This is a genomic window from Streptomyces chartreusis, assembly GCF_008704715.1.
Classification (GTDB): domain Bacteria; phylum Actinomycetota; class Actinomycetes; order Streptomycetales; family Streptomycetaceae; genus Streptomyces; species Streptomyces chartreusis.
In genome coordinates this window covers 6,215,743-6,240,916 of the sequence record NZ_CP023689.1, presented here as the reverse complement: position 1 = coordinate 6,240,916, position 25,174 = coordinate 6,215,743, and the positions used below count along the sequence as shown (strand labels likewise).

Genomic DNA, 25,174 nt, shown 5'->3' with positions numbered 1-25,174 from the left:
CGCAGGATGCATGAGGCACCGGAGCTCCACAGCGCGGCAGATCCCGCGTCGGAGGCCTTTCGGTCCAACGAGGAGGCCCACCGGGCGCTCGGCGAGGAGCTGCGCGGCAAGCTCGCCGCGGCCCGGCTCGGCGGCGGCGAGAAGGCCCGCGCCCGGCACACCGCACGCGGCAAGCTGCTGCCGCGGGACCGGGTGGACACCCTCCTCGACCCCGGATCGCCCTTCCTTGAACTCGCTCCCCTCGCCGCCGACGGGATGTACGACGGGCAGGCCCCGGCCGCCGGCGTCATCGCCGGCATCGGGCGGGTCAGCGGGCGCGAGTGCGTGATCGTCGCCAATGACGCCACCGTCAAGGGCGGCACCTACTACCCGATGACCGTGAAGAAGCACCTGCGCGCGCAGGAGGTGGCCCTGGAGAACCGGCTGCCGTGTCTGTACCTCGTCGACTCGGGCGGCGCCTTCCTGCCGATGCAGGACGAGGTCTTCCCGGACCGGGAGCACTTCGGGCGGATCTTCTACAACCAGGCCCGGATGTCGGGCGCGGGCATCCCGCAGATCGCGGCCGTGCTCGGCTCGTGCACCGCGGGCGGCGCCTACGTCCCCGCCATGAGCGACGAGGCGGTCATCGTCCGGGGCCAGGGCACGATCTTCCTCGGCGGTCCCCCGCTGGTGAAGGCCGCGACCGGCGAGGTCGTCACGGCGGAGGAGCTCGGCGGCGGCGAGGTCCACTCGCGGGTGTCCGGCGTGACCGACCACCTCGCGGAGGACGACGCGCACGCGCTGCGGATCGTGCGCAACATCGTCGCCACCCTCCCCGCGCGCCGGAACCTCCCCTGGGAGGTGGTGCCCGCCGCGGAACCCAAGGTCGACCCCTACGGCCTCTACGGCGCCGTCCCCGTCGACTCCCGCACCCCCTACGACGTGCGCGAGATCATCGCGCGCGTGGTCGACGGCTCCCGCTTCTCGGAGTTCAAGTCCGAGTTCGGGCAGACCCTGGTCACCGGCTTCGCCCGGATCCACGGCCACCCGGTCGGCATCGTCGCCAACAACGGCATCCTGTTCTCCGAGTCCGCCCAGAAGGGCGCCCACTTCATCGAGCTGTGCGACCAGCGCGGCATCCCGCTGGTCTTCCTCCAGAACATCTCCGGGTTCATGGTCGGCAAGGACTACGAGGCCGGCGGCATCGCCAAGCACGGCGCCAAGATGGTGACGGCGGTGGCCTGCACGCGCGTGCCGAAGCTGACGGTCGTCGTCGGCGGCTCGTACGGCGCGGGGAACTACTCCATGTGCGGGCGGGCGTACTCGCCCCGCTTCCTGTGGATGTGGCCCAACGCCAAGATCTCCGTCATGGGCGGCGAACAGGCCGCCTCGGTCCTCGCGACCGTCAAGCGCGACCAGATCGAGGCGCGCGGCGAGGACTGGCCCGCGGAGGCCGAGGAGTCCTTCAAGGCGCCCGTCCGGGAGCAGTACGAACGCCAGGGCAACGCCTACTACGCCACCGCCCGCCTCTGGGACGACGGCGTCATCGACCCGATGGAGACCCGGCAGGTGCTGGGCCTGGCACTGACCGCCTGCGGCAACGCGCCCCTGGGTGACCCCCAGTTCGGCGTCTTCCGGATGTGAGGGGGACCTTGATGAGCATGTTCGAAACCGTCCTCGTGGCCAACCGGGGCGAGATCGCCGTCCGTGTGATCCGCACCCTGCGCTCGATGGGCGTGCGCTCGGTGGCCGTCTTCTCCGACGCGGACGCCGACGCCCGGCACGTCCGCGAGGCCGACACCGCGGTACGGATCGGTCCGGCCCCGGCGTCCGAGAGCTATCTGTCCGTGGAGCGCCTCCTGGAGGCCGCCGCCCGCACCGGCGCCCAGGCGGTCCACCCCGGCTACGGCTTCCTCGCGGAGAACGCCGACTTCGCGCGCGCGTGCGCCGACGCGGGGCTCGTCTTCATCGGGCCGAGCGCCGACGCGATCTCCCTGATGGGCGACAAGATCCGCGCCAAGGAGACGGTGAAGGCGGCCGGCGTGCCGGTCGTGCCCGGCTCCAGCGGCAGCGGCCTCACCGACGCCGAACTCGCGGACGCCGCCCGTGAGATCGGCATGCCGGTGCTGCTCAAGCCGTCGGCCGGCGGTGGCGGCAAGGGCATGCGGCTGGTGCGGGACGAGGCGCAGCTGGCCGACGAGATCGCCGCCGCCCGCCGCGAGGCCCGCGCGTCCTTCGGCGACGACACGCTCCTCGTCGAGCGGTGGGTGGACCGGCCCCGGCACATCGAGATCCAGGTGCTGGCCGACGGCCACGGCAACGTCGTGCACCTCGGCGAGCGCGAGTGCTCCCTCCAGCGCCGGCACCAGAAGATCATCGAGGAGGCGCCCAGTGTGCTCCTCGACGAGGCCACGCGCGCGGGGATGGGCGAGGCGGCCGTGCAGGCGGCGCGCTCCTGCGGCTACCGGGGCGCGGGCACGGTGGAGTTCATCGTGCCCGGCGGCGACCCCTCCTCCTACTACTTCATGGAGATGAACACCCGCCTCCAGGTGGAGCACCCCGTCACCGAGCTCATCACCGGCCTCGACCTGGTGGAGTGGCAGCTGCGGGTGGCGGCGGGCGAACGGCTGGCCTTCGGGCAGGACGACGTGACGCTCACCGGCCACGCGATCGAGGCCCGTATCTGCGCGGAGGACCCCGCGCGCGGGTTCCTGCCGTCCGGCGGCACGGTCCTCAGGCTGCGCGAGCCCCAGGGCGACGGCGTCCGCACCGACTCCGGGCTCAGCGAGGGCACCGAGGTCGGCAGCCTGTACGACCCGATGCTGTCCAAGGTGATCGCGTACGGCCCCGATCGCGCGAGCGCGCTCAGGAAGCTCAGGGCGGCGCTCGCGGAGACGGTCACGCTGGGCGTGCAGACCAACGCCGGGTTCCTGCGGCGGCTGCTGGCGCATCCTGCGGTCGTGGCGGGCGAGTTGGACACCGGACTGGTCGAGCGCGTGGTGGACGACCTGGTCGCCACGGACGTACCCGACGAGGTGTACGAGGCGGCGGCGGCCGTACGGCTCGACGCGCTGCGGCCGACGGGTGCCGGCTGGACGGACCCGTTCTCGGTGCCCAGCGGCTGGCGGCTCGGCGGCACCGCGCGGCCCGTGAGCTTCCCTCTGCGCGCCCAGGACCCGGTGGAGTACGCCCCGCGCGGCTCCGCCGACGTGACGGACGACGGCGTGTCCGTGACCCTCGACGGCGTACGCCACACCTTCCACCGCGCCGCCGACTGGCTGGGCCGGGACGGCGACGCCTGGCACGTGCGCGACCACGATCCGGTGGCCGCCTCCCTCACCGGGGCCGCCCACGCGGGCGCGGACTCGCTCACCGCGCCCATGCCCGGGACGGTGACGGTGGTGAAGGTCGCCGTCGGGGACGAGGTGACCGCCGGACAGAGCCTGCTGGTGGTCGAGGCGATGAAGATGGAGCACGTCATCTCCGCCCCGCACGCCGGCACGGTCGCCGAACTGGACGTCACACCCGGCGCGACGGTCGCCATGGACCAGGTCCTGGCGGTCATCACCCCGGTGGAGGAGGACTGATGACGCTGCCCATGACGGTGCCGGCCGCGGACCTGCCCGCCCGCGTCCGCATCCACGAGGTCGGCGCCCGCGACGGCCTGCAGAACGAGAAGTCGACCGTGCCGACCGAGGTCAAGGCGGAGTTCGTGCGCCGGCTCGCCGACGCGGGGCTGACGACGATCGAGGCGACGAGCTTCGTGCACCCGAAATGGGTGCCCCAACTCGCCGACGCCGAGGACCTGTTCCCGCGCGTCTCCGGGCTGGCGGGCGTGCACCTGCCCGTCCTGGTCCCCAACGCGCGTGGCCTGGACCGCGCCCTGAGCCTGGGCGCGCGCCGGATCGCCGTCTTCGCGAGCGCCACGGAGTCCTTCGCCAAGGCCAACCTCAACCGGACCCTGGACGAGTCGCTGGGCGTCTTCGACCCGGTGGTGCGCCGCGCCAAGGACGAGGGCCTGCACGTGCGCGGGTACGTCTCGATGTGCTTCGGCGACCCCTGGGAGGGCGCGGTCCCGCTCCACCAGGTCGCCCGGGTCTGCAAGGCGCTCGTCGCGATGGGCTGCGACGAGCTGAGCCTCGGCGACACCATCGGCGTCGCGACCCCGGGCCATGTGCTCGAACTCCTCTCCCTCCTGAACGAGGAGGGCGTGCCGACGAACGTCATCGGCGTGCACTTCCACGACACCTACGGCCAGGCGCTCGCGAACACCTACGCCGCCCTGGAACACGGCGTCACGACCGTCGACGCCTCGGCCGGCGGCCTGGGCGGCTGCCCGTACGCCAAGTCCGCCACCGGAAACCTCGCCACGGAAGACCTCGTGTGGATGCTGCGGGGTCTCGGCATCGACACCGGAGTCGACCTCGACCGCCTCGTCGCCACGAGCGCGTGGATGGCCGAACAACTGGGCCGACCCAGCCCGTCCCGCACCGTACGAGCCCTCTCCCACAAGGAGCAGTGAACAGCCATGAACCACCGTCTCTCCCCCGAACTGGAGGAACTCCGCCGTACGGTGGAGGCGTTCGCCCACGACGTCGTGGCGCCGAAGATCGGCGACTTCTACGAGCGTCATGAGTTCCCGTACGAGATCGTCCGGGAGATGGGCCGCATGGGCCTGTTCGGACTGCCGTTCCCCGAGGAGCACGGCGGCATGGGCGGCGACTATCTGGCGCTGGGCATCGCGCTGGAGGAGCTGGCCCGGGTGGACTCCTCGGTCGCCATCACGCTGGAGGCGGGCGTCTCGCTGGGCGCCATGCCGATCCATCTCTTCGGCACGGAGGAGCAGAAGCGCGAGTGGCTTCCCCGCCTGTGCGCGGGCGAGATCCTCGGCGCCTTCGGCCTCACCGAGCCCGACGGCGGCTCCGACGCGGGCGCGACGCGCACCACGGCCCGCCTCGACGAGTCGACGGGCGAGTGGGTGATCAACGGCACCAAGTGCTTCATCACCAACTCCGGTACGGACATCACGGGCCTGGTCACGGTCACGGCGGTGACCGGCCGCAAGCCCGACGGCAAGCCGCTGATCTCGTCGATCATCGTCCCGTCCGGCACCCCGGGCTTCACGGTCGCCGCCCCCTACTCCAAGGTCGGCTGGAACGCCTCGGACACCCGTGAGCTGTCCTTCCAGGACGTCCGCGTCCCGGCGGCGAACCTGCTGGGCGAGGAGGGCCGTGGGTACGCCCAGTTCCTGCGCATCCTGGACGAGGGCCGGATCGCCATCGCGGCGCTCGGCACCGGCCTGGCGCAGGGCTGTGTGGACGAGTCGGTCAAGTACGCCAAGGAACGGCACGCCTTCGGCCGCCCGATCGGCGCCAACCAGGCCATCCAGTTCAAGATCGCCGACATGGAGATGAAGGCCCACACGGCCCGCCTCGCCTGGCGCGACGCGGCCAGCCGCCTCGTCTCGGGCGAGCCCTTCAAGAAGGAGGCGGCCCTCGCGAAGCTCCACTCGTCGACGGTCGCGGTGGACAACGCCCGCGACGCCACCCAGATCCACGGCGGCTACGGCTTCATGAACGAGTACCCGGTCGCCCGCATGTGGCGCGACTCCAAGATCCTGGAGATCGGCGAGGGCACGAGCGAGGTACAGCGCATGCTGATCGCCCGCGAACTGGGACTGGTGGGCTGAGTCTCGGACGGACCTCAGGCCCCGCTCGCGTCCTCGAAGACGATTCGGAGGTTCTCGCGGGCGGGGTCGTCCTCTGGGATGCCCGGCGCCAGTACCGGTGCCAGAGCCGTGAACACCCGGTGCATCGCCCGGTCGTCGTAGCCGGCGAGTGTCTCGGTCGCCTGCACCAGCAGGCCGCCGCGGCGCAGTTCCCGTACGGCGTGGAAGGCCCCTGTGCTCGTGAGACGCGGGGCGCCGCCGAGCCGGGAGGCGAGTTCGCCGGGCACGCCGGTGACCCACGAGTAGCCACGCAGGTAGGTGCGGGACTCGCGGAGATACTTGCGGCGGCTCCGTCGCAGAGCCACCTCCAGGTCGGGCTTGTCGTGGAAGTTCAGGTGGTCGACGCGCGCGAAGACCGGGTCGGCGCCGTCGAGGGCCACCGCCAGGAAGTCGAAGAGGCGTGCGCAGAAGTCCGGGTCGCCGATCCGCTCGCCGGCCCGCAGAGCCGCGGACAGCTCGGTGTGCGTACCGCCGCGGCCTTCGTGCCGGCCCTCGATGCGCCCGTACTCCTCGACCCATTCGTCGACGTTCGCCGACGCCTCGTAAAAGCCGGCCTTCGCGTAGAAGGGGTGGGCACGCAACGCGTCGGCGAGCGCCGGCCAGTTCTCCCGGGCGTCCATGACCCGGGTCGTCCGCCCGCCACTGATCGACTCGGTGACGCCCGCGTACGATTCGGCGGTCTCCCTTTCCTCCGCCTCGCTCGAGAAGAAGAAGTCGATCGCGGTCCGGAACCAGTGGACGCAGAGGTCTCCGCGGGGCGCGGCGGCCTGTTCGTCGAGCGTGGCCCAGACGGTCACGTCCATGCGGGGTGTCTCGTCATCCATCACAACCCTCTTCCTCCGACCGGGACGAGTCGATCCCCGACCGGAGCAAGAAGTCGCAGGGCGTCAACAAGCGGCCATTGCAAGGGAGTTGCGACCGGTCGCCTCTATCAGTCCAACTCACAGCAGCCTCTGAGCTTTCGATCACAGGCCCCCACCCCTGGACATCAGCTCAGGTTAGGCTAACCTACCTTCGAATTGTCCGGCGGGTGATCCGCCCTGTTCGAAAGCAGCGTACCCATGCCCAACGCCAGAGCCACCCACCTCACCCGCCGCGGCATTCTCGCCGCCGGCGGCGCCCTCGGCCTCGGGGCCGTGCTGGCAGCGTGCGGGGACGACGACGGGAAAAGCGGTGGCTCCGACGACGCCACGACCGCTGCCAAGTCCGGCCCCTGGACGTTCAAGGACGACCGCGGCACCACGGTGAAGCTCGACAAGGTCCCGACGAAGATCGTCGCCTTCGTCGGCGTCGCGGCCGCGCTGTTCGACTACGGCATCGAGGTCAAGGGCGTCTTCGGCCCGACCAAGACGCAGGACGGCAAGGCCGACGTCCAGGCCGGCGACATGGACATCAGCAAGCTGACGGTCTTCGGCAACGTCTGGGACCAGTTCAACGTCGAGCAGTACGCGGCGTTCGCCCCCGAGGTCCTCATCTCCACGACCTTCGACAGCGCCGGCACCCTCTGGTACGTCCCCGAGGCGTCCAAGGACAAGATCGCCAAGCTCGCGCCGAGCGCCGCGATCTCCGTCTACGACCGCCAGATCACCCAGCCGCTGGAGCGGATGTGGGAGCTGGCCGAGTCCCTCGGCGCGGACCTGAAGGCCGACAAGGCAGCCCAGTCCAAGAAGGACTTCGAGGCCGCCGCCGAGCGTCTGCGCAAGGCCGCCAAGTCGCGCCCCGAGATCAAGGTGATGGCCGGTTCCGCCAGCCAGGACATCTTCTACGTCTCCGGCACCAACCTCTCCATCGACCTGGAGTACTTCAAGGCCCTCGGCGTGAACTTCGTGGAGCCGCCGGAGAGCGCCAAGAAGGAGGGCGGCGGCTGGTTCGAGAGCCTCAGCTGGGAGAACGTCGACAAGTACCCGGCCGACATCATCATGATGGACGACCGCACCTCGACGATTCAGCCGAAGGACATCACCGAGGCGACCTGGAAGAAGCTGCCGGCGGTCAAGGCCGGGCAGGTCATCGCCCGTTCGCCCGAGCCGATTCTGTCGTACGCCAAGTGCACGCCGCTGCTGACGAGCCTGGCCGAGGCCATCGAGAAGGCCAAGAAGGTCGCCTAGACAAGGGCCACTTGGGGTTACGGGGCGACTGCGGGTCCGTTGTGGCTGGTCGCGCAGTTCCCCGCGCCCCCAAAAAGCAGGTCGGATTCCCTGACGTCGATTCAGGAGTTGCCCCCCATGACCACCGCCGTGGCCGCCCCGTTCCGTTTCTTCTCTCTCCAGGTCGTGCGGACGAGGCGGCTCGGGCCGTCTCTGGTGCGCGTCAGCTTCGCCGGGGAGGATCTGCGGCACTTCTTCTCCGACGGCTGCGACCAGTCCCTGTCGCTGTTCCTGCCGCACCCGGGGCAGACCGAGCCGCAGGTGCCGGTCGAGCTCGGTGACGGATGGTGGCAGGGGTGGCGTGAACTGCCGGACGACGTACGGGCCGTGATGCGGTCGTACACGCTGCGGGCGCTGCGCCGGAACCCCGACGAGATCGACATCGACTTCGTCCTGCACGGCATCGAGCCCGGCGCGGCCACCCCGGCCGGCCCCGCCTCCCGCTGGGCCTCCCGGGCCGCCGCCGGTGACCGGGTCCTGCTGCTCGGCCCCGCCGTCGCCGACAACCGGGCGATCCGGTTCCGGCCGCCGCAGGACACCGACCTGGTGGTGATCTGGGGCGACGACACCGCCGTTCCCGCCGTTTCCGCCATCCTCGAGACGCTCCCCGCCGGCACCCGCGCCCGGGTGTGGCTGGAGGTCCACGACGCCGGGGACATCCAGGACCTCACGACCGCGGCCGACGCCGAGATCACCTGGCTCGTCCAGGAGGGCGCACCCGCCGAGGGGTCCCCCATGGCCCTCGACGTCGTCCGGGACGCCGGGCTCCCGGCCGCCGAGCACCCGTACGTCTGGATCGCGGGCGAGTCGGGGTGCGTGAAGGCGCTGCGCCGGCACTTCGTCGGGGAGCGCGGGGTGGACCGGCGCCGGGTCACCTTCGTGGGCTACTGGCGGCAGGGGCTCAGCGAGGAACAGCTGCGCGAGCAGGCGTAACTGCCGCTGAAAGCAAGGCGATCGGGCGGCTACCGCGGCGTAAGTGATCGTAGTCACCCTCCATGCCGCCTTGATCCAAAGGAACTTAGGTTAGGCTAACCTAAGTTAAACGCCGAGCCACCCCCCTGCACGGCACCCCCGCACGGCACCCCGCACTCACGGCCCGTCCCCACCGGAGGACCTCCCCATGCGCTCGCACCTGCTCAATGACACGACCGCGGAGCGGTACCGCAGCTCCGTGACCGAAGGTATAGAGCGGGTGGCAGCCAAACTCGCCGCCACCGACCGTCCGTTCACCGGTGTCACCGTCGACGCCCTCGCCCCGGCCATCGACGCGATCGACCTCGACAAGCCGCTGCTCGACACCGCCGCGGTGCTCGACGAGCTGGAGGACGTCTACCTCCGGGACGCGATCTACTTCCACCACCCCCGCTATCTCGCCCACCTCAACTGCCCGGTCGTCATCCCGGCCGTGCTCGGCGAGGCGATCCTCTCCGCCGTCAACTCCTCCCTGGACACCTGGGACCAGTCGGCCGGCGGCACCCTCATCGAGCGCAAGCTGATCGACTGGACGACGGCCCGAATAGGGCTCGGCGAGAACGCCGACGGTGTGTTCACCTCCGGCGGCACGCAGTCCAACCTCCAGGCGCTGCTGCTGGCGCGCGAGGAGGCCAAGTCCGACTCGTTCGCCGAACTGCGCATCTTCGCCTCCGAGGTCAGCCACTTCAGCGTGAAGAAGTCGGCGAAACTGCTCGGCCTGAGCCAGGACGCCGTCGTGTCGATCCCCGTCGGCCACGACAAGCGGATGCAGACCGTCGCGCTCGCCCATGAGCTGGAGCGCTGCAGGAAGGACGGCCTGGTCCCCATGGCGGTCGTCGCCACCGCCGGCACCACCGACTTCGGCTCCATCGACCCGCTGCCGGAGATCGCCGAGCTGTGCGAGCAGTTCGACACCTGGATGCACGTCGACGCCGCCTACGGCTGCGGTCTGCTCGCCTCCGTGAAGTACCGGGGCCGCATCGACGGCATCGAGCGCGCCGACTCGGTCACCGTCGACTACCACAAGTCCTTCTTCCAGCCCGTGAGTTCGTCCGCCGTACTGGTCCGCGACGCCTCGACGCTGCGCCACGCCACGTACCACGCGGAATACCTCAACCCGAAGCGCATGGTGCAGGAGCGCATCCCCAACCAGGTCGACAAGTCCCTCCAGACCACCCGCCGGTTCGACGCCCTCAAGCTGTGGATGACGCTGCGCACGATGGGCGCCGACGGCATCGGGCAGCTCTTCGACGAGGTCTGCGACCTGGCCGTCGAGGGCTGGCAGCTGCTGGCCGCCGACCCGCGCTTCGACGTGGTCGTGGAGCCCACGCTCTCCACCCTCGTCTTCCGCTACATCCCGGCCGCCGTCACCGACCCGGCCGAGATCGACCGCGCCAACCTGTACGCCCGCAAGGCCCTGTTCGCCTCCGGCGACGCGGTGGTCGCGGGCACGAAGGTCCAAGGCCGCCACTACCTGAAGTTCACCTTGCTCAACCCCGAGACGACGGCCGAGGACATCGCCGCCGTTCTCGACCTGATCGCCGGCCACGCCGAGCAGTACCTGGGAGAGTCCCTTGACCGCGCGTCCTGAAAACCCGACCAAGACCCATGACTTCGTGGGGATCGGGCTCGGCCCGTTCAACCTCGGCCTCGCCTGCCTGACCGAGCCGATCGACGAGCTCGACGGTGTCTTCCTGGAGTCGAAGCCCGACTTCGAGTGGCACGCGGGCATGTTCCTGGACGGCGCCCACCTCCAGACCCCGTTCATGTCGGACCTGGTCACCCTGGCCGACCCGACCTCGCCGTACTCCTTCCTGAACTACCTGAAGGAGAAGGGCCGGCTGTACTCGTTCTACATCCGCGAGAACTTCTATCCGCTGCGGGTCGAGTACGACGACTACTGCCGCTGGGCCGCCGGCAAGCTGAGCAGCATCCGCTTCGGCACGACGGTGACGGAGGTGACGTACCAGGACGAGGACGCGGTCTACGTGGTGCGGACCGCCGCCGGTGACGTCTACCGCGCCCGCCACCTCGTCCTCGGCACGGGCACCCCGCCCTACATACCCGAGTCCTGCCGGGAGCTCGGCGGCGACTTCCTGCACAACTCCCGCTATCTCCAGCACAAGGCGGAGCTGCAGAAGAAGGAGTCGATCACGCTGGTCGGCTCCGGTCAGTCCGCGGCCGAGATCTACTACGACCTGCTCAGCGAGATCGACGTCCACGGCTACCGGCTGAACTGGGTCACCCGCTCCCCGCGGTTCTTCCCGCTGGAGTACACCAAGCTCACGCTGGAGATGACCTCCCCGGAGTACGTCGACTACTTCCGCGAGCTGCCCGAGGCGACCCGCTACCGGCTCACCGCCGAGCAGAAGGGCCTGTTCAAGGGCATCGACGGCGACCTGATCAACGAGATCTTCGACCTGCTCTACCAGAAGAACCTCGGCGGCCCGGTCCCGACGCGGCTGCTCACCAACTCCTCGCTGAGCGGCGCGCGGCACGAGAACGGCACGTACACGCTGTCCTTCCGCCAGGAGGAGCAGGGGAAGGACTTCGAGCTCCACTCCCAGGGCCTGGTCCTGGCCACCGGCTACAAGTACGCCGAGCCGGAGTTCCTGAAGCCGGTGCGCGACCGCCTGGTCTACGACTCCCACGGCAACTTCGACGTCGCCCGCAACTACGCCGTCGACGTCACCGGCCGCGGCGTCTTCCTCCAGAACGCCGGCGTCCACACCCACAGCATCACCAGCCCGGACCTCGGGATGGGCCCGTACCGGAACGCGTACATCATCCGCGAGCTGCTCGGCACCGAGTACTACCCGGTCGAGAAGACGATCGCGTTCCAGGAGTTCTCGGTATGAGCATCGGCACGTTCACCATCCGCGCACTCGACCCGCTCAAGGACGCCGAGCTGCTGCACCGCTGGGTCACCGACCCCAAGGCCGCCTTCTGGATGATGCAGGACGCGAAACTCCAGGACGTCGAGCGCGAGTACATGCGCATCGCTGCCCATGAGCACCACCACGCCTTCCTCGGCCTGCACGACGGCGAACCGGCCTTCCTGATGGAGAGCTACGACCCCCGGTACGTGGAGCTGGTCGGCCTGTACGAGCCCGAGCCCGGCGACGTCGGCATGCACTTCCTGGTCGCGCCGACCGACCGGCCGATCCACGGCTTCACCAAGGCGGTCATCACCGCCGTCATGGACGAACTGTTCGCCGACCCGCGCACCCGCCGGGTCGTGGTGGAGCCCGACGTCGGCAACAAGGCCGTGCACGCCCTGAACGAGGCCGTCGGCTTTGTGCCCGTCCGTGAGATCGACAAGCCGGAGAAGCGCGCGCTGCTCAGCTTCTGCACGCGTGAGGACTTCCTGGCCGCCCGAGGAGTTGCCGTATGACCCTGTCCGACGCCGTAGCGCATCTGTCCCCCCACCGCTGGGCGCGGGCCAACCGCCTCCTGATCCGCAAGGCACTCGCCGAGTTCGCGCACGAGCGGCTCATCACGCCGGAGTCCGCCGGCGCCGGCGAGTACGTCGTCCGCAGCGACGACGGCCTGACCCGGTACACCTTCACCGCGGTGCTGCGCGCGCTCGACCACTGGCAGGTCGACGCCGACTCGATCACCCGGCACCGGGACGGGGCCGAACTCCCGCTCGCCGCCCTGGACTTCTTCATCGAGCTCCAGAAGTCCCTCGGCCTGAGCGACGAGGTCCTGCCGGTCTACCTGGAGGAGATCTCCTCCACCCTCTCCGGCACCTGCTACAAGCTCACCAAGCCCGAGGTCACGGTCGCCGAGCTGGCCGGGTCCGGGTTCCAGGCCATCGAGACCGGCATGACCGAGGGCCATCCCTGCTTCGTCGCCAACAACGGACGGCTCGGCTTCGGCATCCACGAGTACCTGTCGTACGCCCCGGAGACCGCGAGCCCGATCCGGCTGGTGTGGCTCGCGGCCCACCGCTCGCGCGCCGCGTTCACGGCCGGTGTCGGCATCGACTACGAGACCTTCGTGCGCGACGAGCTGGGCGCGGAGACCGTCGAGCGCTTCCACGGCGTCCTGCGCGAGCGGGACCTCGACCCGGCCGACTACCTCTTCATCCCCGTCCACCCCTGGCAGTGGTGGAACAAGCTCACGGTCACCTTCGCCGCCGAGGTCGCCCGCGGCTACCTGGTCTGCCTGGGCGAGGGCGACGACGAGTACCTGGCCCAGCAGTCCATCCGGACCTTCTTCAACACCTCCAGCCCCGAGAAGCACTATGTGAAGACGGCCCTGTCCGTCATCAACATGGGCTTCATGCGCGGTCTTTCGGCGGCCTACATGGAGGCCACGCCCGCGATCAACGACTGGCTGGCCCAGCTCATCGACAACGACCCGGTCCTCAGGGCCACCGGTCTGTCGATCATCCGCGAGCGTGCCGCCGTCGGCTACCGGCACCTGGAGTACGAGGCCGCGACGGACCGCTACTCGCCGTACCGCAAGATGCTCGCGGCCCTGTGGCGCGAGAGCCCGGTGTCCTCCCTGCGCGAGGGCGAGTCACTGGCCACCATGGCCTCCCTCGTCCACGTCGACCACGAGGGCGCCTCCTTCGCGGGCGCGCTGATCGAGCAGTCGGGTCTGACGCCGACGGAGTGGCTGCGCCGCTACCTGAAGGCGTACTTCACCCCGCTGCTGCACAGCTTCTACGCCTACGACCTGGTGTACATGCCGCACGGCGAGAACGTCATCCTCGTCCTGAGGGACGGCGTCGTGGAGCGGGCGATCTACAAGGACATCGCCGAGGAGATCGCCGTCATGGACCCGGACGCGGTGCTGCCGCCGACGGTCGAGCGGCTGCGCGTGGACGTGCCGGAGGACAAGAAGCTCCTGTCGATCTTCACGGACGTCTTCGACTGCTTCTTCCGCTTCCTCGCCGCGAACCTCGCGACCGAGGGGATCCTTCAGGAGGACGACTTCTGGCGCACGGTCGCCGAGGTCACCCGGGACTACCAGCACTCGGTGCCCGAACTCGCCGACAAGTTCAAGCAGTACGACATGTTCGCCCCCGAGTTTGCCCTGTCCTGCCTCAACCGCCTCCAGCTGCGCGACAACAAGCAGATGGTGGACCTGTCGGACCCGGCGGGCGCCCTCCAGCTGGTCGGCACCCTGAAGAACCCGATAGCGGGCCTGTAGGCCCCGCAAAGACAGACGGGCACCCCGGGGTACGGTCCCCCGGGGTGCCCGTCCTACGTCCGGCGCCTGTCGCGCCCCGTCAGGGGCGCGGGGAACCGCGCGACCAGCCCCCACCGACCGGCAGCCGAAAACCCACCCCTACGCGGCGGGCCAGGGAACCTGCGGCGACCGGTAGAAGTCGATCCCCAACGCCTCCCACCGCTCAGCCTGCGCAGCGAGCCGCACCTTGTAGGCGTCCCAGTCGTGCGTGGCAGCCGGTGACCACCCCAGCTCGGCCACCCCCGGCAGCCTCGGGAACGCCATGTACTCGATGTCGTCGGACTTGGTGAGCGTCTCCGACCACAGTGGCGCCTCGACACCCCGGATCGCCGAAGCCGGCGCCCCCGGCAGATAGTCGCCCGGGTCCCAGTCGTACGACCGCTTCACCTCGACAAGACCGGCCCAGTCGAGGCCCAGGGGTGTGTCGGCGGTGTACTTCATGTCGAGGTAGATCCGGTCGGCCGGAGACAGAATGACGCCGGTGCCGTTCTGTGCGGCCCTGGCGACCTGCTCCTTCTCCTGCGCACTGGTGTCGTCCAGCCCCCAGTACTGCGCGAGTGCGCCCTTGGCCGGGGTCGCCCCGGTCAGCTGGTGCCAGCCGATCACGGTCTTGCCGTACTTGGCGACGAGCGGCTGCACGCGGTCCATGAACTTCACATAGTCCGCGTGGCTGGTGGAGTGCGCCTCGTCGCCGCCGATGTGCAGGTACCTGCCCGGGGTGAGCGCGGCGAGCTCGCGGATCACGTCGTCCACGAAGTCGTACGTGATCTCCTTGTTCACGCACAGCGAGCTGAAGCCGACCTCGGTGCCGGTGTAGAGCGGCGGTGCGACGCCGTCGCAGTTGAGTTCGGCGTAGGAGGCCAGCGCCGCGTTGGTGTGGCCCGGCATGTCGATCTCCGGGACGACCTCCAGGTAGCGGGAGGTCGCGTAGCGGACGATCTCCTTGTAGTCCGCCTTGGTGTAGTACCCGCCGGGGCCGCCGCCGACCTGGGTCGAGCCGCCGTGGGCCGCCAGGCGCGGCCAGGAGTCGATGGCGATGCGCCAGCCCTGGTCGTCGCTGAGGTGCAGATGCAGCTTGTTGATCTTGTACAGGGCGAGCTGGTCGATGTAGCGCTTGACCTGGTCGACGGTGAAGAAGTGCCGGGAGACGTCCAGCATGGCGCCGCGCCAGCCGTAGCGCGGGGTGTCCTTGATCGTGCCGCCCGCGACCAGCCAGGGGCCGGGCTGCACGGAGTCCTTCTCGGCGGCCGCCGGGAGCAGCTGGCGCAGGGTCTGGACGCCGTGGAAGAGCCCGGCGGGGGCCGCGGCGGTGATGGTGACGCCCTTGCGGCCGCTGTCGAGGCGGTAGCCCTCGGCCCCGAACGAGCCTTTGGACAGACGGAGTTGAATGCCTCCGGCGCCGCCGTCGGTGACCGGGAGGCGGTAGCCGGTGGAGGGGCGGAGGATGCCCGCGAGGTACTCGCCGACGCGGCGGCTCTCGCGGGAGTCGTCGACCCGGATCTGGGTGTCGCGGGTGATCCGGTAGGGGGTCGCGCCCGGGGTGACCGACGCGGGCGCGGGGACCACGAGGTCCAGCGGGGTGGGGGGTGCCGCCTGGGCGGGGGCTGCTCCTGTCACCGAGGCGCCCATCGCGACCAGCAGCAGGGAACCGAGAAGGCGGAGCGTTCTGTGGTGCTGTCTCACGCGGCGATCTCTCACAGACGTGTCCCTTCCTTGAGCCATGGCGCTCCAAGAGGTCTGGACCACTCTCTCGTGAGTCTGGTGGAACAATCCACCCCATGGCGGAAATCATCCAGAAGGACGGCACGTGGGTCTTCGACGGCGACGCACTGCGGCTGACTCCCGGACGGGACAAGAACGTCAGCCTGTTCCGCAAGACGCTGGGTGAACTGGTGCTCCCGCTGGGGGCGTTGGCGGGGGTCTCCTTCGAGCAGGGTAAGAAGGCCGGCCGGCTCCGGCTGCGCCTGCGCGACGGCGCCGACCCGCTGCTGCACGCCACCGGCGGCCGGCTGACCGAGCCCAACGACCCGTACCAGCTCATCGTGGAGTCCGACCGCTACGGCGTCGCGGAGTACTTCGTGGACGAGGTGCGCAACGCCCTGCTGCTGGACGAGGTGCCGGCCGACCCGGTCGACGCGTATCTGGTGCCGAGCCCCTCACTCCCGCTGTCCGTCTCCGCCGGGGACGCCACCGCCAGCTTCGACGGCGAGCGGGTCCGTCTGGAGTGGAACTGGAAGACGGAGGACGCCAAGGCCGCCGCCGGCACCCGCTCCCTCGCGCTGGCCGACATCACGGCCGTGGAGTGGCATCCGGCGGCGGGCCTGGAGAACGGCCATCTCCGCTTCACCGTCAGGAACGCCTCCACCAAGGCCCCGCCCAAGTACGACCCCAACGCCGTGGAGCTGTGGGGCTTCAAGAAGGACCCGCTGATGGCCCTGGTCGCGGCGGCGGTCCAGGCCCGCCTGCCGCATCCGGCCAGGGCCACCGCGGACGTACCTCAGGCGCGGAGGGAACTCCCCGCTCCCCCGGCCGCGTCCGCTTCCGCCGAGGACGACCACGACGCGCTCCTGCGCCGCCTGCGCGAACTCGGCGAGCTCCATCGCACCGGCGTACTGACGGAGGAGGAGTTCACGATGGCCAAGCAGGCGGTGCTGAAGCGGATGTAGCGGGCCTACTTGGCCCTGCGGGCCACCGTGAAGTGGTCGATGCGGTCACCGGTCTCCGCGATGCCCTGCACCTTCAGGGTGGCGTAGCGGCCGCGCGGCGCGGGGTTCACGTCGACGCGCAGGAACGAGTAGTTCAGGTAGCGCACGCGCGACCAGGCGACCGTCTCGTTCTTCTTGCCGTCCTTGAGGTTGACGAAGGAGGCCACGGAGTCGACCTCGTTCTCGTGGCCCTCGTAGGAGTCGGGCGCGGAGAAGGCGTACAGACTGCGGCCGGCCGCGCCTGCCGTGACATAGACGACGCCCTCGGTCTCGGGGTAGGCCGTGCCGCCGATCGGCAGCTTCTTGACGACCTCGTCCCCCTTGATCACATCCGTCCGCTCGTACTGGTGGTTGTGGCCGTTGATGACCAGATCCACCTGGTACTTCTCGAACAGCGGCACCCACTCCTGGCGCACGCCCCCCTCCGAGGCGTGCGCGGTGGAGGTGCAGTAGGCGCAGTGGTGGAAGAACACGACGACGAAGTCGATGTCGTGGGCGGCCCGGAACTTCTTCAGCTGCGCCTCGAACCACTTGGTCTGGGTGCCCCCGGAGATGCCGAGGTTCGCGGGGATCTCGTACGACACGTCGTTGGGGTCGAGCGAGATGATCGCGGTGTTGCCGTGGACGAAGGAGTAGACGCCCGGCAGGTTCTTCCGGTCCGGCCCGTTGTCGGGGAGCGTGAAGCGGGCCTCCTCGCCGCCGTAGCCGTTGGGCGAGTACCAGGCCTCCATGTCGTGGTTGCCGTACGACACCATCCACGGGACCGACTTGGCGACGGACTCGGTCTGGTACAGGAACTGGTCCCAGGTGCGCGAGTCGAAGCCGGTGTCGGAGGTCTTGCCCTGCCCGGCCGGGTCGCCGTAGGCGATGTCGCCCGCGTGCAGATGGAAGGCCGGGTTCTGGCCGAGGATCAGGCTGTCGTTGGCCAGCGCGTGGTAGCTGACGCCCTGGTCGCCGAAGGCCGTGAAGGTGAACGGCTTCTTGCCGGCGGGGGCGGTGGTGAAGGTGCCCAGGGTGCCGAGCAGGTGCGGCTCGGCGGGGTCGAAGCCCTGGTGGCCGACGCCGTAGTAGTACGTCCGGCCCGGCTTGAGGTGGGTCAGCCTGGCATGGACGTAGTACTGGGTGTGGTCGGCGCTGGCACCGACACCGGCCGGCGTGTGGAGGCTGCGGACCTCGGCCTCGATCTTGCGGGAGAGGTCCCAGGGGTGGGCGCCGATCCGGACGAACGGCTTCTTCACGGCCACCGGCACCTGCCACGAGACGGTCATCTCGGTGCTCGCGTCGTTGCCGTAGGCGAGGTGGCGGCCGAACGGGGCGACGAGAGCGCCGTCGACGGTCTCGGTCTGCGTGAGCGGCTGGGTCCTGGTGGCCGCCTGGGCGGTGGCACCGGGCACGAAGGTGCCGCCCGCGACGGCGCCGAGGGTGACGGCGCCGCCTCTGATCATCGTGCGCCGGGAGAACTTGGCGCGCAGGTACTCGTGCTGTTCGGCCATGCTCATGCGCTCGGCCAGCTGCTGGGGTACACCCATGCGGGGAATGTCCATGGCGCCACAAGCTGGTCTGTGCACACATCCCCCGGCGGAACAACCGCCCAACGGACACCCATGGGCGTTCCATAACTCTCCCAAAGCCCCCTGACACCCTCTTGCCCGAAATCGGGCAGGATTCTTGCGAAGCCATCCCCGATACCCCAGGATCTACCGAGTGCACGACGACCTTGTTGATCATCTGACCCGGAGCACGCCCCTCAGCCGGGGCGAGGCGTCGCGGGTGATCCAGGACGTGCTCGCCTACTTCGACGAGACGACCGAGGAGTTCGTCCGTCGCCGCCACCGCGAGCTCCAGGCCCAGGGCCTGGTGAACGCGACGATCTTCGAACAGATCGAGGCGGACCTGAAATACCGGACGGTGGCACCGCCGGAGCTCACGCTCCGCCAGCTGCGCCGGATCGTCTACGGCTAGGGATACCTATATATATGTGCGGAATCGTCGGATACATCGGGAAGCGTGACGTGGCCCCCCTCCTGCTGGAGGGCCTCCAGCGCCTGGAGTACCGCGGCTACGACTCGGCCGGCGTGGTCGTCTCCTCCCCGAAGGCGCCCGCCCTGAAGATGGTCAAGGCCAAGGGCCGGGTCCGTGACCTGGAGGCCAAGGTCCCGGCGCGCTTCAAGGGCACCACCGGTATCGCCCACACCCGCTGGGCCACCCACGGCGCCCCCTCCGACGTGAACGCCCACCCGCACCTGGACGCCGAGGGCAAGGTCGCCGTCGTCCACAACGGCATCATCGACAACGCCTCCGACCTGCGGCGCAAGCTGGAGGCCGACGGCGTCGAGTTCCTCTCCGAGACCGACACCGAGGTCCTCGTCCACCTCATCTCCCGCTCGCAGGCGGAGAAGCTGGAGGACAAGGTCCGCGAGACGCTGCGCCTCATCGAGGGCACGTACGGCATCGCGGTGCTGCACGCCGACTTCCCGGACCGCATCGTGGTCGCCCGCAACGGCTCCCCGGTCGTCCTCGGCATCGGCGAGAAGGAGATGTTCGTCGCCTCGGACATCGCCGCGCTGGTCGCCCACACCCGGCAGATAGTGACCCTCGACGACGGCGAGATGGCCACCCTCAAGGCCGACGACTTCCGCACCTACACGACGGAGGGCACGCGCACGACCGCCGAGCCCACCACCGTCGAGTGGGAGGCCGCCTCCTACGACATGGGCGGCCACGACACCTACATGCACAAGGAGATCCACGAGCAGGCCGACGCCGTGGACCGCGTGCTGCGCGGCCGCATCGACGACCGCTTCTCCACCGTGCACCTCGGCGGCCTCAACCTGGACGCCCGCGAGGCCCGCCAGATCCGCCGGGTGAAGATCCTCGGCTGCGGCACCTCGTACCACGCGGGCATGATCGGCGCCCAGATGATCGAGGAGCTGGCCCGCATCCCCGCGGACGCCGAGCCGGCCTCGGAGTTCCGCTACCGCAACGCGGTCGTGGACCCCGACACGCTCTACATCGCCGTCTCCCAGTCCGGCGAGACCTACGACGTCCTCGCGGCCGTCCAGGAGCTGAAGCGCAAGGGCGCCCGGGTGCTGGGCGTCGTGAACGTCGTCGGTTCCGCCATCGCCCGCGAGGCCGACGGCGGCATCTACGTCCACGCAGGCCCCGAGGTCTGCGTGGTCTCCACGAAGTGCTTCACCAACACCACGGTGGCCTTCGCCCTGCTCGCCCTGCACCTGGGCCGCACCCGCGACCTCTCGGTCCGCGACGGCAAGCGGATCATCGAGGGCCTGCGCAAGCTGCCCGCCCAGATCGCCGAGATGCTGGAGCAGGAGGAGGAGATCAAGAAGCTGGCCCAGGAGTACGCCGAGGCCCGCTCGATGCTCTTCATCGGCCGTGTCCGGGGCTACCCGGTCGCCCGCGAGGCCTCCCTGAAGCTCAAGGAGGTCTCCTACATCCACGCCGAGGCCTACCCCGCCTCCGAGCTGAAGCACGGCCCGCTGGCCCTCATCGAGCCGGCGCTCCCCACGGTCGCGATCGTCCCCGACGACGACCTGCTGGAGAAGAACCGCGCCGCCATGGAGGAGATCAAGGCCCGCAGCGGCAAGATCCTCGCGGTGGCCCACCAGCACCAGGAGAAGGCCGACCAGACGATCGTCGTCCCGAAGAACGAGGACGAACTCGACCCGATCCTGATGGGCATCCCCCTCCAACTCCTCGCCTACCACACGGCCTTGGCCCTGGGCCGAGACATCGACAAGCCGAGGAACCTGGCGAAGTCGGTCACGGTCGAATAGAGGCCTTTGGCCTTTAGGGGCGCGAGGAACTGCGCGAGCAACCCCCCGCGCCCCGCAGAGGCCGACGAACGACACGGACCCCCACGTGATGCCACCATTCACGGGGGGTCCGTTTTCGATTGCCGGGAAGCCGCCCAACTCCCCGGCCTGCGCAGCTAACCGGCGGCCGTCACCCCCCGGCCCGCAGCGCGTCGAGGAAGTGCGGTCGGCCAGTGGGCCAGCGCCGCGGTCGCGGCGTACCAGGCGACGGCACCCGCGGCGACGGCGAACCAGCCGCCCACCTTGGTGAGTCCGTCGTTGTCGGCGAAGCTCGCGATGGCCATGAGGAGCAGGCCGACGAAGAACAGCCCGTACGCGCCCTGACCGAGCTGGTCGCCACCGGCGAGTGTGAGGGACAGCGCCACGAGGGCGAACAGCAGCAGGAAGAGCCCCGCGGCATTGGCGGACACCTGGTTGTCGGCGGCGACGGCCCAGGTGAACCAGAGCGCGCCGAGGGACACGAACGCGGTGCCGTTCGCGGCGTCACGGTCCCGGAGGGCCATCAGCCCGGCGACGAAGAGGGCAATGCCGCCCACATACTGGGCGATTGATACGGCGTCAGCGGCCGACACACCGTCGATCACATCGGCGTATCCGAGTCCGAAGGCCAACAGGGTGATTCCGAGGGCGAGTCGGCCGACCACGCCGGTGATTCCGCTTCCCGCAGAGACGTCATTGTCCACGGCGGGCTCCCTTCATGCATGTGCAGTTGTGCGGTGTGCGATATATGCCCTTCACAAGGGCACAAACACCTCTACGCGTGGGTAAGTTCACGCTTCGCAGAAAGGAGTGCGGCGTCCCGAACGGCTCATCTCACCTGGGACAACGGCGAGTTACGGAATGACAACGACGGGACGCTTGGCCCGCTTGGCGAGCCGCCCCGCGACGGACCCGAAGATCCGCCCGACGATGCCCTGCGTGGAGCCGACGACGATCGCGTCCGCCTCGTACTCCCGCCCGACCTCTTCGAGTTCGTGGCAGATGTCCCCGCCGCGCTCGACGAGGATCCACGGCACCTCGGCGAGGTAGTCCGCGCACGCGAGTTCGAGGCCGAGGACCTCGGTGCGGTGGTCCGGTACGTCGACGAAGACCGGCGGCTCGCAGCCCGCCCACACCGTGGTGGGCAGCCGGTTGGCGACATGGACGATGATCAGGCCCGACCCGGAGCGATGCGCCATGCCGATGGCGTACGCGAGGGCGCGCTCACTGGAGGTGGAGCCGTCGAAGCCGACGACGACGCCGTGCTTGAAGGCTGGATCGCAGGAGTGGCGTGGCTCTTCCGCCGCCAGGGGCTCGGCCGCCGTGGGGTCGGCGACGGGCCGCTTGCGGTCCGCTGGTTCGAAGAATTCGTGACCGGCCATGGCTGTCTCGGCGTATTGATCCTTATATGGGGGCCCACGAGCGGAGCTCGACGGATGCGGCAGTGTGCGGCGGAGCTGTGTCCGGGAATGGTCTTCCCAACCCCATACCCCAAGGGTACGGCGGCACGCCTCCTTAGCCCAGATACCCGCTCACGGTCGGTGCGGGTTCCAGGGAGCATGCACGAGGGGACGCCCGTAACGCAATGCTTGCTGCGGTGTACAGGCGGTTTGCACAGGATTCACTTGCGCGCGCCGTACGGACGGCCGAACACCAGTGACCGACTGCCCCGCCCCGCGTTGATCACCACGAGCACCGCCCAGGCAGCCCAGGAGCACATATCCATGTCCGGACCTCGCACCCCCGCCGAGGACAGCACCAACGACGTGGTCCGCTGGGCGGCCTTCAGCTGCGTCCTGGTCCCCGTGGTCCTGCTCTGGTACGGCACCTCGTTCGCCGGCGCCACCGGCACGGCCCTCGGTCTCGCCGCCGTGACGGCCGTGTGCCGTCTGCTGCTGCGCCAGTCGGAGCGCGGCGCGACGCGGCTGCGCCAGGAGGAGCTGCACGGCCCCTCGCCCCGGCGTCGCGGACGCCATCACCGCACCGGAACCGGGGCTCATAGAGGCGGACGTCACACTGGGGGAAATACACCGGTCGGCTGACCGGTTTTCACGCACGGGCACGCCACTTTTCAGCCAACTTCTGGCGCGCATGCATCCCCTGCCCAGAACACCCCTCAACCCCCGTTCCACCTGCACGGAAAGGGCCTCAGGGGGTCTGCGCACCCTACGTGGATTGGCCACTGCGACAAGGCGCACTTCCCTGCACGGCCCGCGAGTGCAACGCTTCGTGATCGAATGCTTCACGCCAAGTTGCCAAGTCGACAATGTGCCGAGTGCCGAACCGGCCACTGCGGCGCGACGCGACACAGTAGATTCGATCTTGACTGTCTACGGCGGGGGACTCGTGCAGGACCGAGGGGAAACGTGCAGGAGCGACACAACCGAGGAGCCGCGACCACCGAGGGGGGCTTAGCAGTATGAGCCACGACTCCACTGCCGCGCCGGAAGCCGCGGCCCGGAAGCTTTCCGGGCGACGCCGCAAGGAGATCGTCGCGGTGCTGCTGTTCAGCGGCGGCCCCATCTTCGAGAGTTCCATACCGCTGTCGGTGTTCGGTATAGACCGCCAGGACGCCGGCGTGCCGCGCTACCGACTACTGGTGTGCGGCGGCGAGGAAGGCCCACTGCGGACCACAGGGGGCCTGGAACTCACCGCGCCACATGGCCTGGAGGCGATCTCAAGGGCGGGCACGGTCGTCGTGCCGGCCTGGCGTTCGATCACCTCGCCGCCACCGGAGGAGGCGCTCGACGCTCTGCGCCGGGCGCACGAGGAAGGCGCCCGCATCGTCGGGCTGTGCACCGGCGCCTTCGTCCTCGCGGCGGCAGGCCTGCTGGACGGCCGCCCAGCGACGACGCACTGGATGTACGCACCGACGCTGGCCAAGCGCTATCCGTCGGTTCATGTGGATCCACGTGAACTGTTCGTCGACGACGGCGACGTGCTGACATCCGCCGGCACCGCGGCCGGAATCGATCTCTGTCTCCACATCGTGCGGACGGACCACGGCAACGAGGCGGCCGGAGCGCTCGCCCGCCGCCTGGTGGTCCCGCCGCGCCGATCCGGCGGTCAGGAGCGCTACCTCGATCGATCTTTACCGGAGGAGATCGGCGCGGACCCGCTCGCGGAGGTCGTCGCCTGGGCGCTGGAGCACCTGCACGAGCAGTTCGACGTCGAGACGCTGGCGGCGCGCGCGTACATGAGCCGCCGGACCTTCGACCGCCGGTTCCGCTCGCTGACGGGAAGCGCTCCGCTGCAGTGGCTGATCACCCAGCGGGTCCTCCAGGCGCAGCGTCTGCTGGAGACGTCGGACTACTCGGTGGACGAGGTCGCGGGCCGCTGCGGCTTCCGTTCGCCGGTGGCGCTGCGCGGCCACTTCCGCCGCCAGCTCGGCTCGTCGCCGGCCGCGTACCGGGCGGCGTACCGTGCCCGGCGTCCGCAGAGCGAGAGGCCGACGGAGACGGAGCCCGCGCTGGGTCCGGGTGTGCCGCAGGGCCCGCCGCCCTCCGTGTACCCCGACGCCGGTCCGGTCCCGCTCCAGACCCGGCGCACTCCGGCCCCGATGGGCACGTCCGCGCCCCTCTCGGTGGCGTCGGACAACGGCCGCGAGGCGTACGCGGCCAGCCGCGCCGGGCTGCCGAGCCAGCGCAGCGGCATGTGACGTCGTAGACACCGGACGGGCCGATCCACTCGGCCCGTCCGGCGTTTCGAGGACCTCCACACCGACGCGGGGCACCCAAGAACGGACGTCAGCCGTAGGGTGGGCGCATGAACGATCGCATGGTGTGGATCGACTGCGAGATGACCGGCCTCTCGCTGTCCGACGACGCGCTCATCGAGGTTGCCGCCCTCGTCACCGACTCCGAGCTCAACATCCTCGGCGAGGGTGTGGACATCGTCATCCGCCCGCCGGACGCGGCGCTGGAGACGATGCCGGAGGTGGTGCGTCAGATGCACACCGCGTCCGGGCTGCTCGCCGAACTCGCCGGCGGCACGACCCTCGAGGACGCCGAGGAGCAGGTCCTCGCCTACGTCCGCGAACACGTCAAGGAACCCGGCAAGGCGCCGCTGTGCGGGAACTCCGTCGGCACCGACCGCGGCTTCCTGCTGCGCGACATGCCGACCCTGGAGGACTACCTCCACTACCGGATCGTGGACGTCAGCTCCATCAAGGAGCTCGCCCGGCGCTGGTACCCGCGGGCCTACTTCAACAGCCCGGAGAAGAACGGCAACCACCGCGCACTCGCCGATATCCGCGAGTCCATCGCCGAACTCCGGTACTACCGCGAGGCCGTCTTCGTGCCCCAGCCCGGCCCCGACTCGGACACCGCGAAGTCGATCGCCGCGAAGCACGTCGTGCCTGCTCAGTAGGTGTGCGAGGGGGTCCGACAGGGGCGCCGTGAAAAGGCGTGCGCGAGCACCCCTTCGGACCCTGTACACTTTTTCTCGGCCGGTAGGGGACTCCGCGGAAGTCAACAGCCGGTCATGGTGGGTGTAGCTCAGCTGGTAGAGCACCTGGTTGTGGTCCAGGATGCCGCGGGTTCGAGTCCCGTCACTCACCCTTGATGATCAGCCGGTGACTTCAGAGATGAAGTCACCGGCTGATTGCGTTTCCTGGGGCGGGCCCTAGGC

Annotated in this window: 21 protein-coding genes and 1 tRNA gene; 17 read left to right on the top strand and 5 right to left on the bottom strand. The window is 69.7% G+C overall.

Annotated features, from left to right (window positions below):
* Positions 1-6 precede the first annotated feature (6 nt).
* Genes CP983_RS27455 through CP983_RS27440 form a run of 4 tightly spaced genes read left to right on the top strand, consistent with a single transcriptional unit; the run spans position 7 to position 5,668 of the window.
* Complete coding sequence (locus tag CP983_RS27455; RefSeq protein WP_150502429.1) at positions 7-1,623, top strand: carboxyl transferase domain-containing protein; 1,617 nt, start codon at positions 7-9, stop codon at positions 1,621-1,623.
* Positions 1,624-1,640: 17 nt separating this feature from the next.
* A complete protein-coding gene (locus tag CP983_RS27450) occupies positions 1,641-3,566 on the top strand; it encodes an acetyl-CoA carboxylase biotin carboxylase subunit (RefSeq protein WP_150506908.1) in 1,926 nt (641 codons plus the stop codon).
* Positions 3,566-4,501 carry a hydroxymethylglutaryl-CoA lyase gene (locus CP983_RS27445; RefSeq protein ID WP_125528436.1) on the top strand — a complete coding sequence of 312 codons (936 nt, stop codon included), beginning with the start codon at positions 3,566-3,568 and terminating at the stop codon, positions 4,499-4,501. The genes CP983_RS27450 and CP983_RS27445 overlap by 1 nt, the downstream gene beginning before the upstream one ends.
* A 6-nt stretch (positions 4,502-4,507) precedes the next feature.
* Entirely contained in the window at positions 4,508-5,668 is a 1,161-nt protein-coding gene (locus CP983_RS27440; RefSeq protein ID WP_150502427.1) for an acyl-CoA dehydrogenase family protein, read from the top strand.
* Positions 5,669-5,682: 14 nt separating this feature from the next.
* Here CP983_RS27440 and CP983_RS27435 read toward each other — a convergent pair whose 3' ends face one another.
* Positions 5,683-6,531, bottom strand: coding sequence for a hypothetical protein (locus CP983_RS27435; RefSeq protein ID WP_150502425.1), 849 nt, complete (start codon positions 6,529-6,531; stop codon positions 5,683-5,685).
* A gap of 237 nt (positions 6,532-6,768) precedes the next feature.
* On the opposite strand from CP983_RS27435, the gene CP983_RS27430 reads away from it, so the two are divergent.
* The 6 genes from CP983_RS27430 (at position 6,769) to CP983_RS27405 (ending at position 13,989) form a co-directional block, all read left to right on the top strand.
* The gene (locus tag CP983_RS27430) at positions 6,769-7,815 is read left to right on the top strand and encodes an ABC transporter substrate-binding protein (RefSeq protein ID WP_150502423.1); all 1,047 of its coding nucleotides are present in this window, start codon (positions 6,769-6,771) and stop codon (positions 7,813-7,815) included.
* Positions 7,816-7,932: 117 nt separating this feature from the next.
* Entirely contained in the window at positions 7,933-8,787 is an 855-nt protein-coding gene (locus CP983_RS27425; protein WP_150502421.1) for a siderophore-interacting protein, read from the top strand.
* Positions 8,788-8,974: 187 nt separating this feature from the next.
* Entirely contained in the window at positions 8,975-10,417 is a 1,443-nt protein-coding gene (gene desA, locus CP983_RS27420; RefSeq protein ID WP_150502420.1) for a lysine decarboxylase DesA, read from the top strand.
* Positions 10,401-11,684, top strand: coding sequence for a lysine N(6)-hydroxylase/L-ornithine N(5)-oxygenase family protein (locus tag CP983_RS27415; protein ID WP_150502418.1), 1,284 nt, complete (start codon positions 10,401-10,403; stop codon positions 11,682-11,684). The genes desA and CP983_RS27415 overlap by 17 nt, the downstream gene beginning before the upstream one ends.
* Positions 11,681-12,220: a GNAT family N-acetyltransferase gene (locus CP983_RS27410; RefSeq protein WP_126900012.1), complete on the top strand. Its 540-nt coding sequence runs from the start codon at positions 11,681-11,683 to the stop codon at positions 12,218-12,220. Before CP983_RS27415 ends, CP983_RS27410 begins: the two co-directional genes overlap by 4 nt.
* A complete protein-coding gene (locus tag CP983_RS27405; RefSeq protein WP_150502416.1) occupies positions 12,217-13,989 on the top strand; it encodes an IucA/IucC family protein in 1,773 nt (590 codons plus the stop codon). The genes CP983_RS27410 and CP983_RS27405 overlap by 4 nt, the downstream gene beginning before the upstream one ends.
* A 138-nt stretch (positions 13,990-14,127) precedes the next feature.
* On the opposite strand, the gene CP983_RS27400 is transcribed toward CP983_RS27405, so the two are convergent.
* Positions 14,128-15,711: a beta-N-acetylhexosaminidase gene (locus tag CP983_RS27400; protein WP_280116573.1), complete on the bottom strand. Its 1,584-nt coding sequence runs from the start codon at positions 15,709-15,711 to the stop codon at positions 14,128-14,130.
* A 95-nt stretch (positions 15,712-15,806) separates the two neighbouring features.
* Here CP983_RS27400 and CP983_RS27395 point away from each other — a divergent pair, with 95 nt between their 5' ends.
* On the top strand, positions 15,807-16,694 hold the full coding sequence (locus CP983_RS27395) for a DUF4429 domain-containing protein (RefSeq protein ID WP_150502412.1): 888 nt from the start codon (positions 15,807-15,809) through the stop codon (positions 16,692-16,694).
* A gap of 5 nt (positions 16,695-16,699) precedes the next feature.
* On the opposite strand, the gene CP983_RS27390 is transcribed toward CP983_RS27395, so the two are convergent.
* The gene (locus tag CP983_RS27390; protein WP_150502410.1) at positions 16,700-18,262 is read right to left on the bottom strand and encodes a purple acid phosphatase family protein; all 1,563 of its coding nucleotides are present in this window, start codon (positions 18,260-18,262) and stop codon (positions 16,700-16,702) included.
* Between the two features lie 175 nt (positions 18,263-18,437).
* On the opposite strand from CP983_RS27390, the gene CP983_RS27385 reads away from it, so the two are divergent.
* A complete protein-coding gene (locus CP983_RS27385) occupies positions 18,438-18,695 on the top strand; it encodes a hypothetical protein (RefSeq protein WP_126900017.1) in 258 nt (85 codons plus the stop codon).
* A gap of 14 nt (positions 18,696-18,709) precedes the next feature.
* Positions 18,710-20,527 carry a glutamine--fructose-6-phosphate transaminase (isomerizing) gene (gene glmS, locus CP983_RS27380; protein ID WP_030944380.1) on the top strand — a complete coding sequence of 606 codons (1,818 nt, stop codon included), beginning with the start codon at positions 18,710-18,712 and terminating at the stop codon, positions 20,525-20,527.
* 155 nt (positions 20,528-20,682) lie between these two features.
* Here the strand turns inward: glmS and CP983_RS27375 are convergent, their stop codons facing one another.
* Entirely contained in the window at positions 20,683-21,249 is a 567-nt protein-coding gene (locus CP983_RS27375) for a GPR1/FUN34/YaaH family transporter (RefSeq protein WP_125528246.1), read from the bottom strand.
* A gap of 150 nt (positions 21,250-21,399) precedes the next feature.
* Positions 21,400-21,927, bottom strand: a complete 528-nt coding sequence (locus tag CP983_RS27370; RefSeq protein WP_030944387.1) for a universal stress protein — start codon at positions 21,925-21,927, stop codon at positions 21,400-21,402.
* A 342-nt stretch (positions 21,928-22,269) separates the two neighbouring features.
* On the opposite strand from CP983_RS27370, the gene CP983_RS27365 reads away from it, so the two are divergent.
* From CP983_RS27365 to CP983_RS27350, 4 genes are all read left to right on the top strand, one after another.
* A complete protein-coding gene (locus CP983_RS27365) occupies positions 22,270-22,587 on the top strand; it encodes a hypothetical protein (protein WP_107905568.1) in 318 nt (105 codons plus the stop codon).
* Positions 22,588-22,964: 377 nt separating this feature from the next.
* The gene (locus CP983_RS27360; protein ID WP_107905569.1) at positions 22,965-24,203 is read left to right on the top strand and encodes a helix-turn-helix domain-containing protein; all 1,239 of its coding nucleotides are present in this window, start codon (positions 22,965-22,967) and stop codon (positions 24,201-24,203) included.
* A gap of 107 nt (positions 24,204-24,310) precedes the next feature.
* Positions 24,311-24,913 carry an oligoribonuclease gene (gene orn / locus CP983_RS27355; RefSeq protein ID WP_030955945.1) on the top strand — a complete coding sequence of 201 codons (603 nt, stop codon included), beginning with the start codon at positions 24,311-24,313 and terminating at the stop codon, positions 24,911-24,913.
* A gap of 117 nt (positions 24,914-25,030) precedes the next feature.
* Positions 25,031-25,103, top strand: a tRNA-His gene (locus CP983_RS27350).
* The last annotated feature ends 71 nt before the right edge of the window (positions 25,104-25,174 follow it).

Bases quoted from the DNA above. Each gene is read 5' to 3' on its own strand.
- CP983_RS27395 (WP_150502412.1), top strand. From the start codon at position 15,807: ATGGCGGAAATCATCCAGAAGGACGGCACGTGGGTCTTCGACGGCGAC.
- CP983_RS27455 (WP_150502429.1), top strand. From the start codon at position 7: ATGCATGAGGCACCGGAGCTCCACAGCGCGGCAGATCCCGCGTCGGAG.
- orn (WP_030955945.1), top strand. From the start codon at position 24,311: ATGAACGATCGCATGGTGTGGATCGACTGCGAGATGACCGGCCTCTCG.
- CP983_RS27365 (WP_107905568.1), top strand. From the start codon at position 22,270: ATGTCCGGACCTCGCACCCCCGCCGAGGACAGCACCAACGACGTGGTC.
- CP983_RS27360 (WP_107905569.1), top strand. From the start codon at position 22,965: ATGAGCCACGACTCCACTGCCGCGCCGGAAGCCGCGGCCCGGAAGCTT.
- glmS (WP_030944380.1), top strand. From the start codon at position 18,710: ATGTGCGGAATCGTCGGATACATCGGGAAGCGTGACGTGGCCCCCCTC.
- CP983_RS27430 (WP_150502423.1), top strand. From the start codon at position 6,769: ATGCCCAACGCCAGAGCCACCCACCTCACCCGCCGCGGCATTCTCGCC.
- CP983_RS27390 (WP_150502410.1), bottom strand. From the start codon at position 18,262: ATGGGTGTACCCCAGCAGCTGGCCGAGCGCATGAGCATGGCCGAACAG.
- CP983_RS27405 (WP_150502416.1), top strand. From the start codon at position 12,217: ATGACCCTGTCCGACGCCGTAGCGCATCTGTCCCCCCACCGCTGGGCG.
- CP983_RS27410 (WP_126900012.1), top strand. From the start codon at position 11,681: ATGAGCATCGGCACGTTCACCATCCGCGCACTCGACCCGCTCAAGGAC.
- CP983_RS27450 (WP_150506908.1), top strand. From the start codon at position 1,641: ATGTTCGAAACCGTCCTCGTGGCCAACCGGGGCGAGATCGCCGTCCGT.
- CP983_RS27445 (WP_125528436.1), top strand. From the start codon at position 3,566: ATGACGCTGCCCATGACGGTGCCGGCCGCGGACCTGCCCGCCCGCGTC.
- CP983_RS27425 (WP_150502421.1), top strand. From the start codon at position 7,933: ATGACCACCGCCGTGGCCGCCCCGTTCCGTTTCTTCTCTCTCCAGGTC.
- CP983_RS27435 (WP_150502425.1), bottom strand. From the start codon at position 6,531: ATGGATGACGAGACACCCCGCATGGACGTGACCGTCTGGGCCACGCTC.
- CP983_RS27370 (WP_030944387.1), bottom strand. From the start codon at position 21,927: ATGGCCGGTCACGAATTCTTCGAACCAGCGGACCGCAAGCGGCCCGTC.
- CP983_RS27440 (WP_150502427.1), top strand. From the start codon at position 4,508: ATGAACCACCGTCTCTCCCCCGAACTGGAGGAACTCCGCCGTACGGTG.
- desA (WP_150502420.1), top strand. From the start codon at position 8,975: ATGCGCTCGCACCTGCTCAATGACACGACCGCGGAGCGGTACCGCAGC.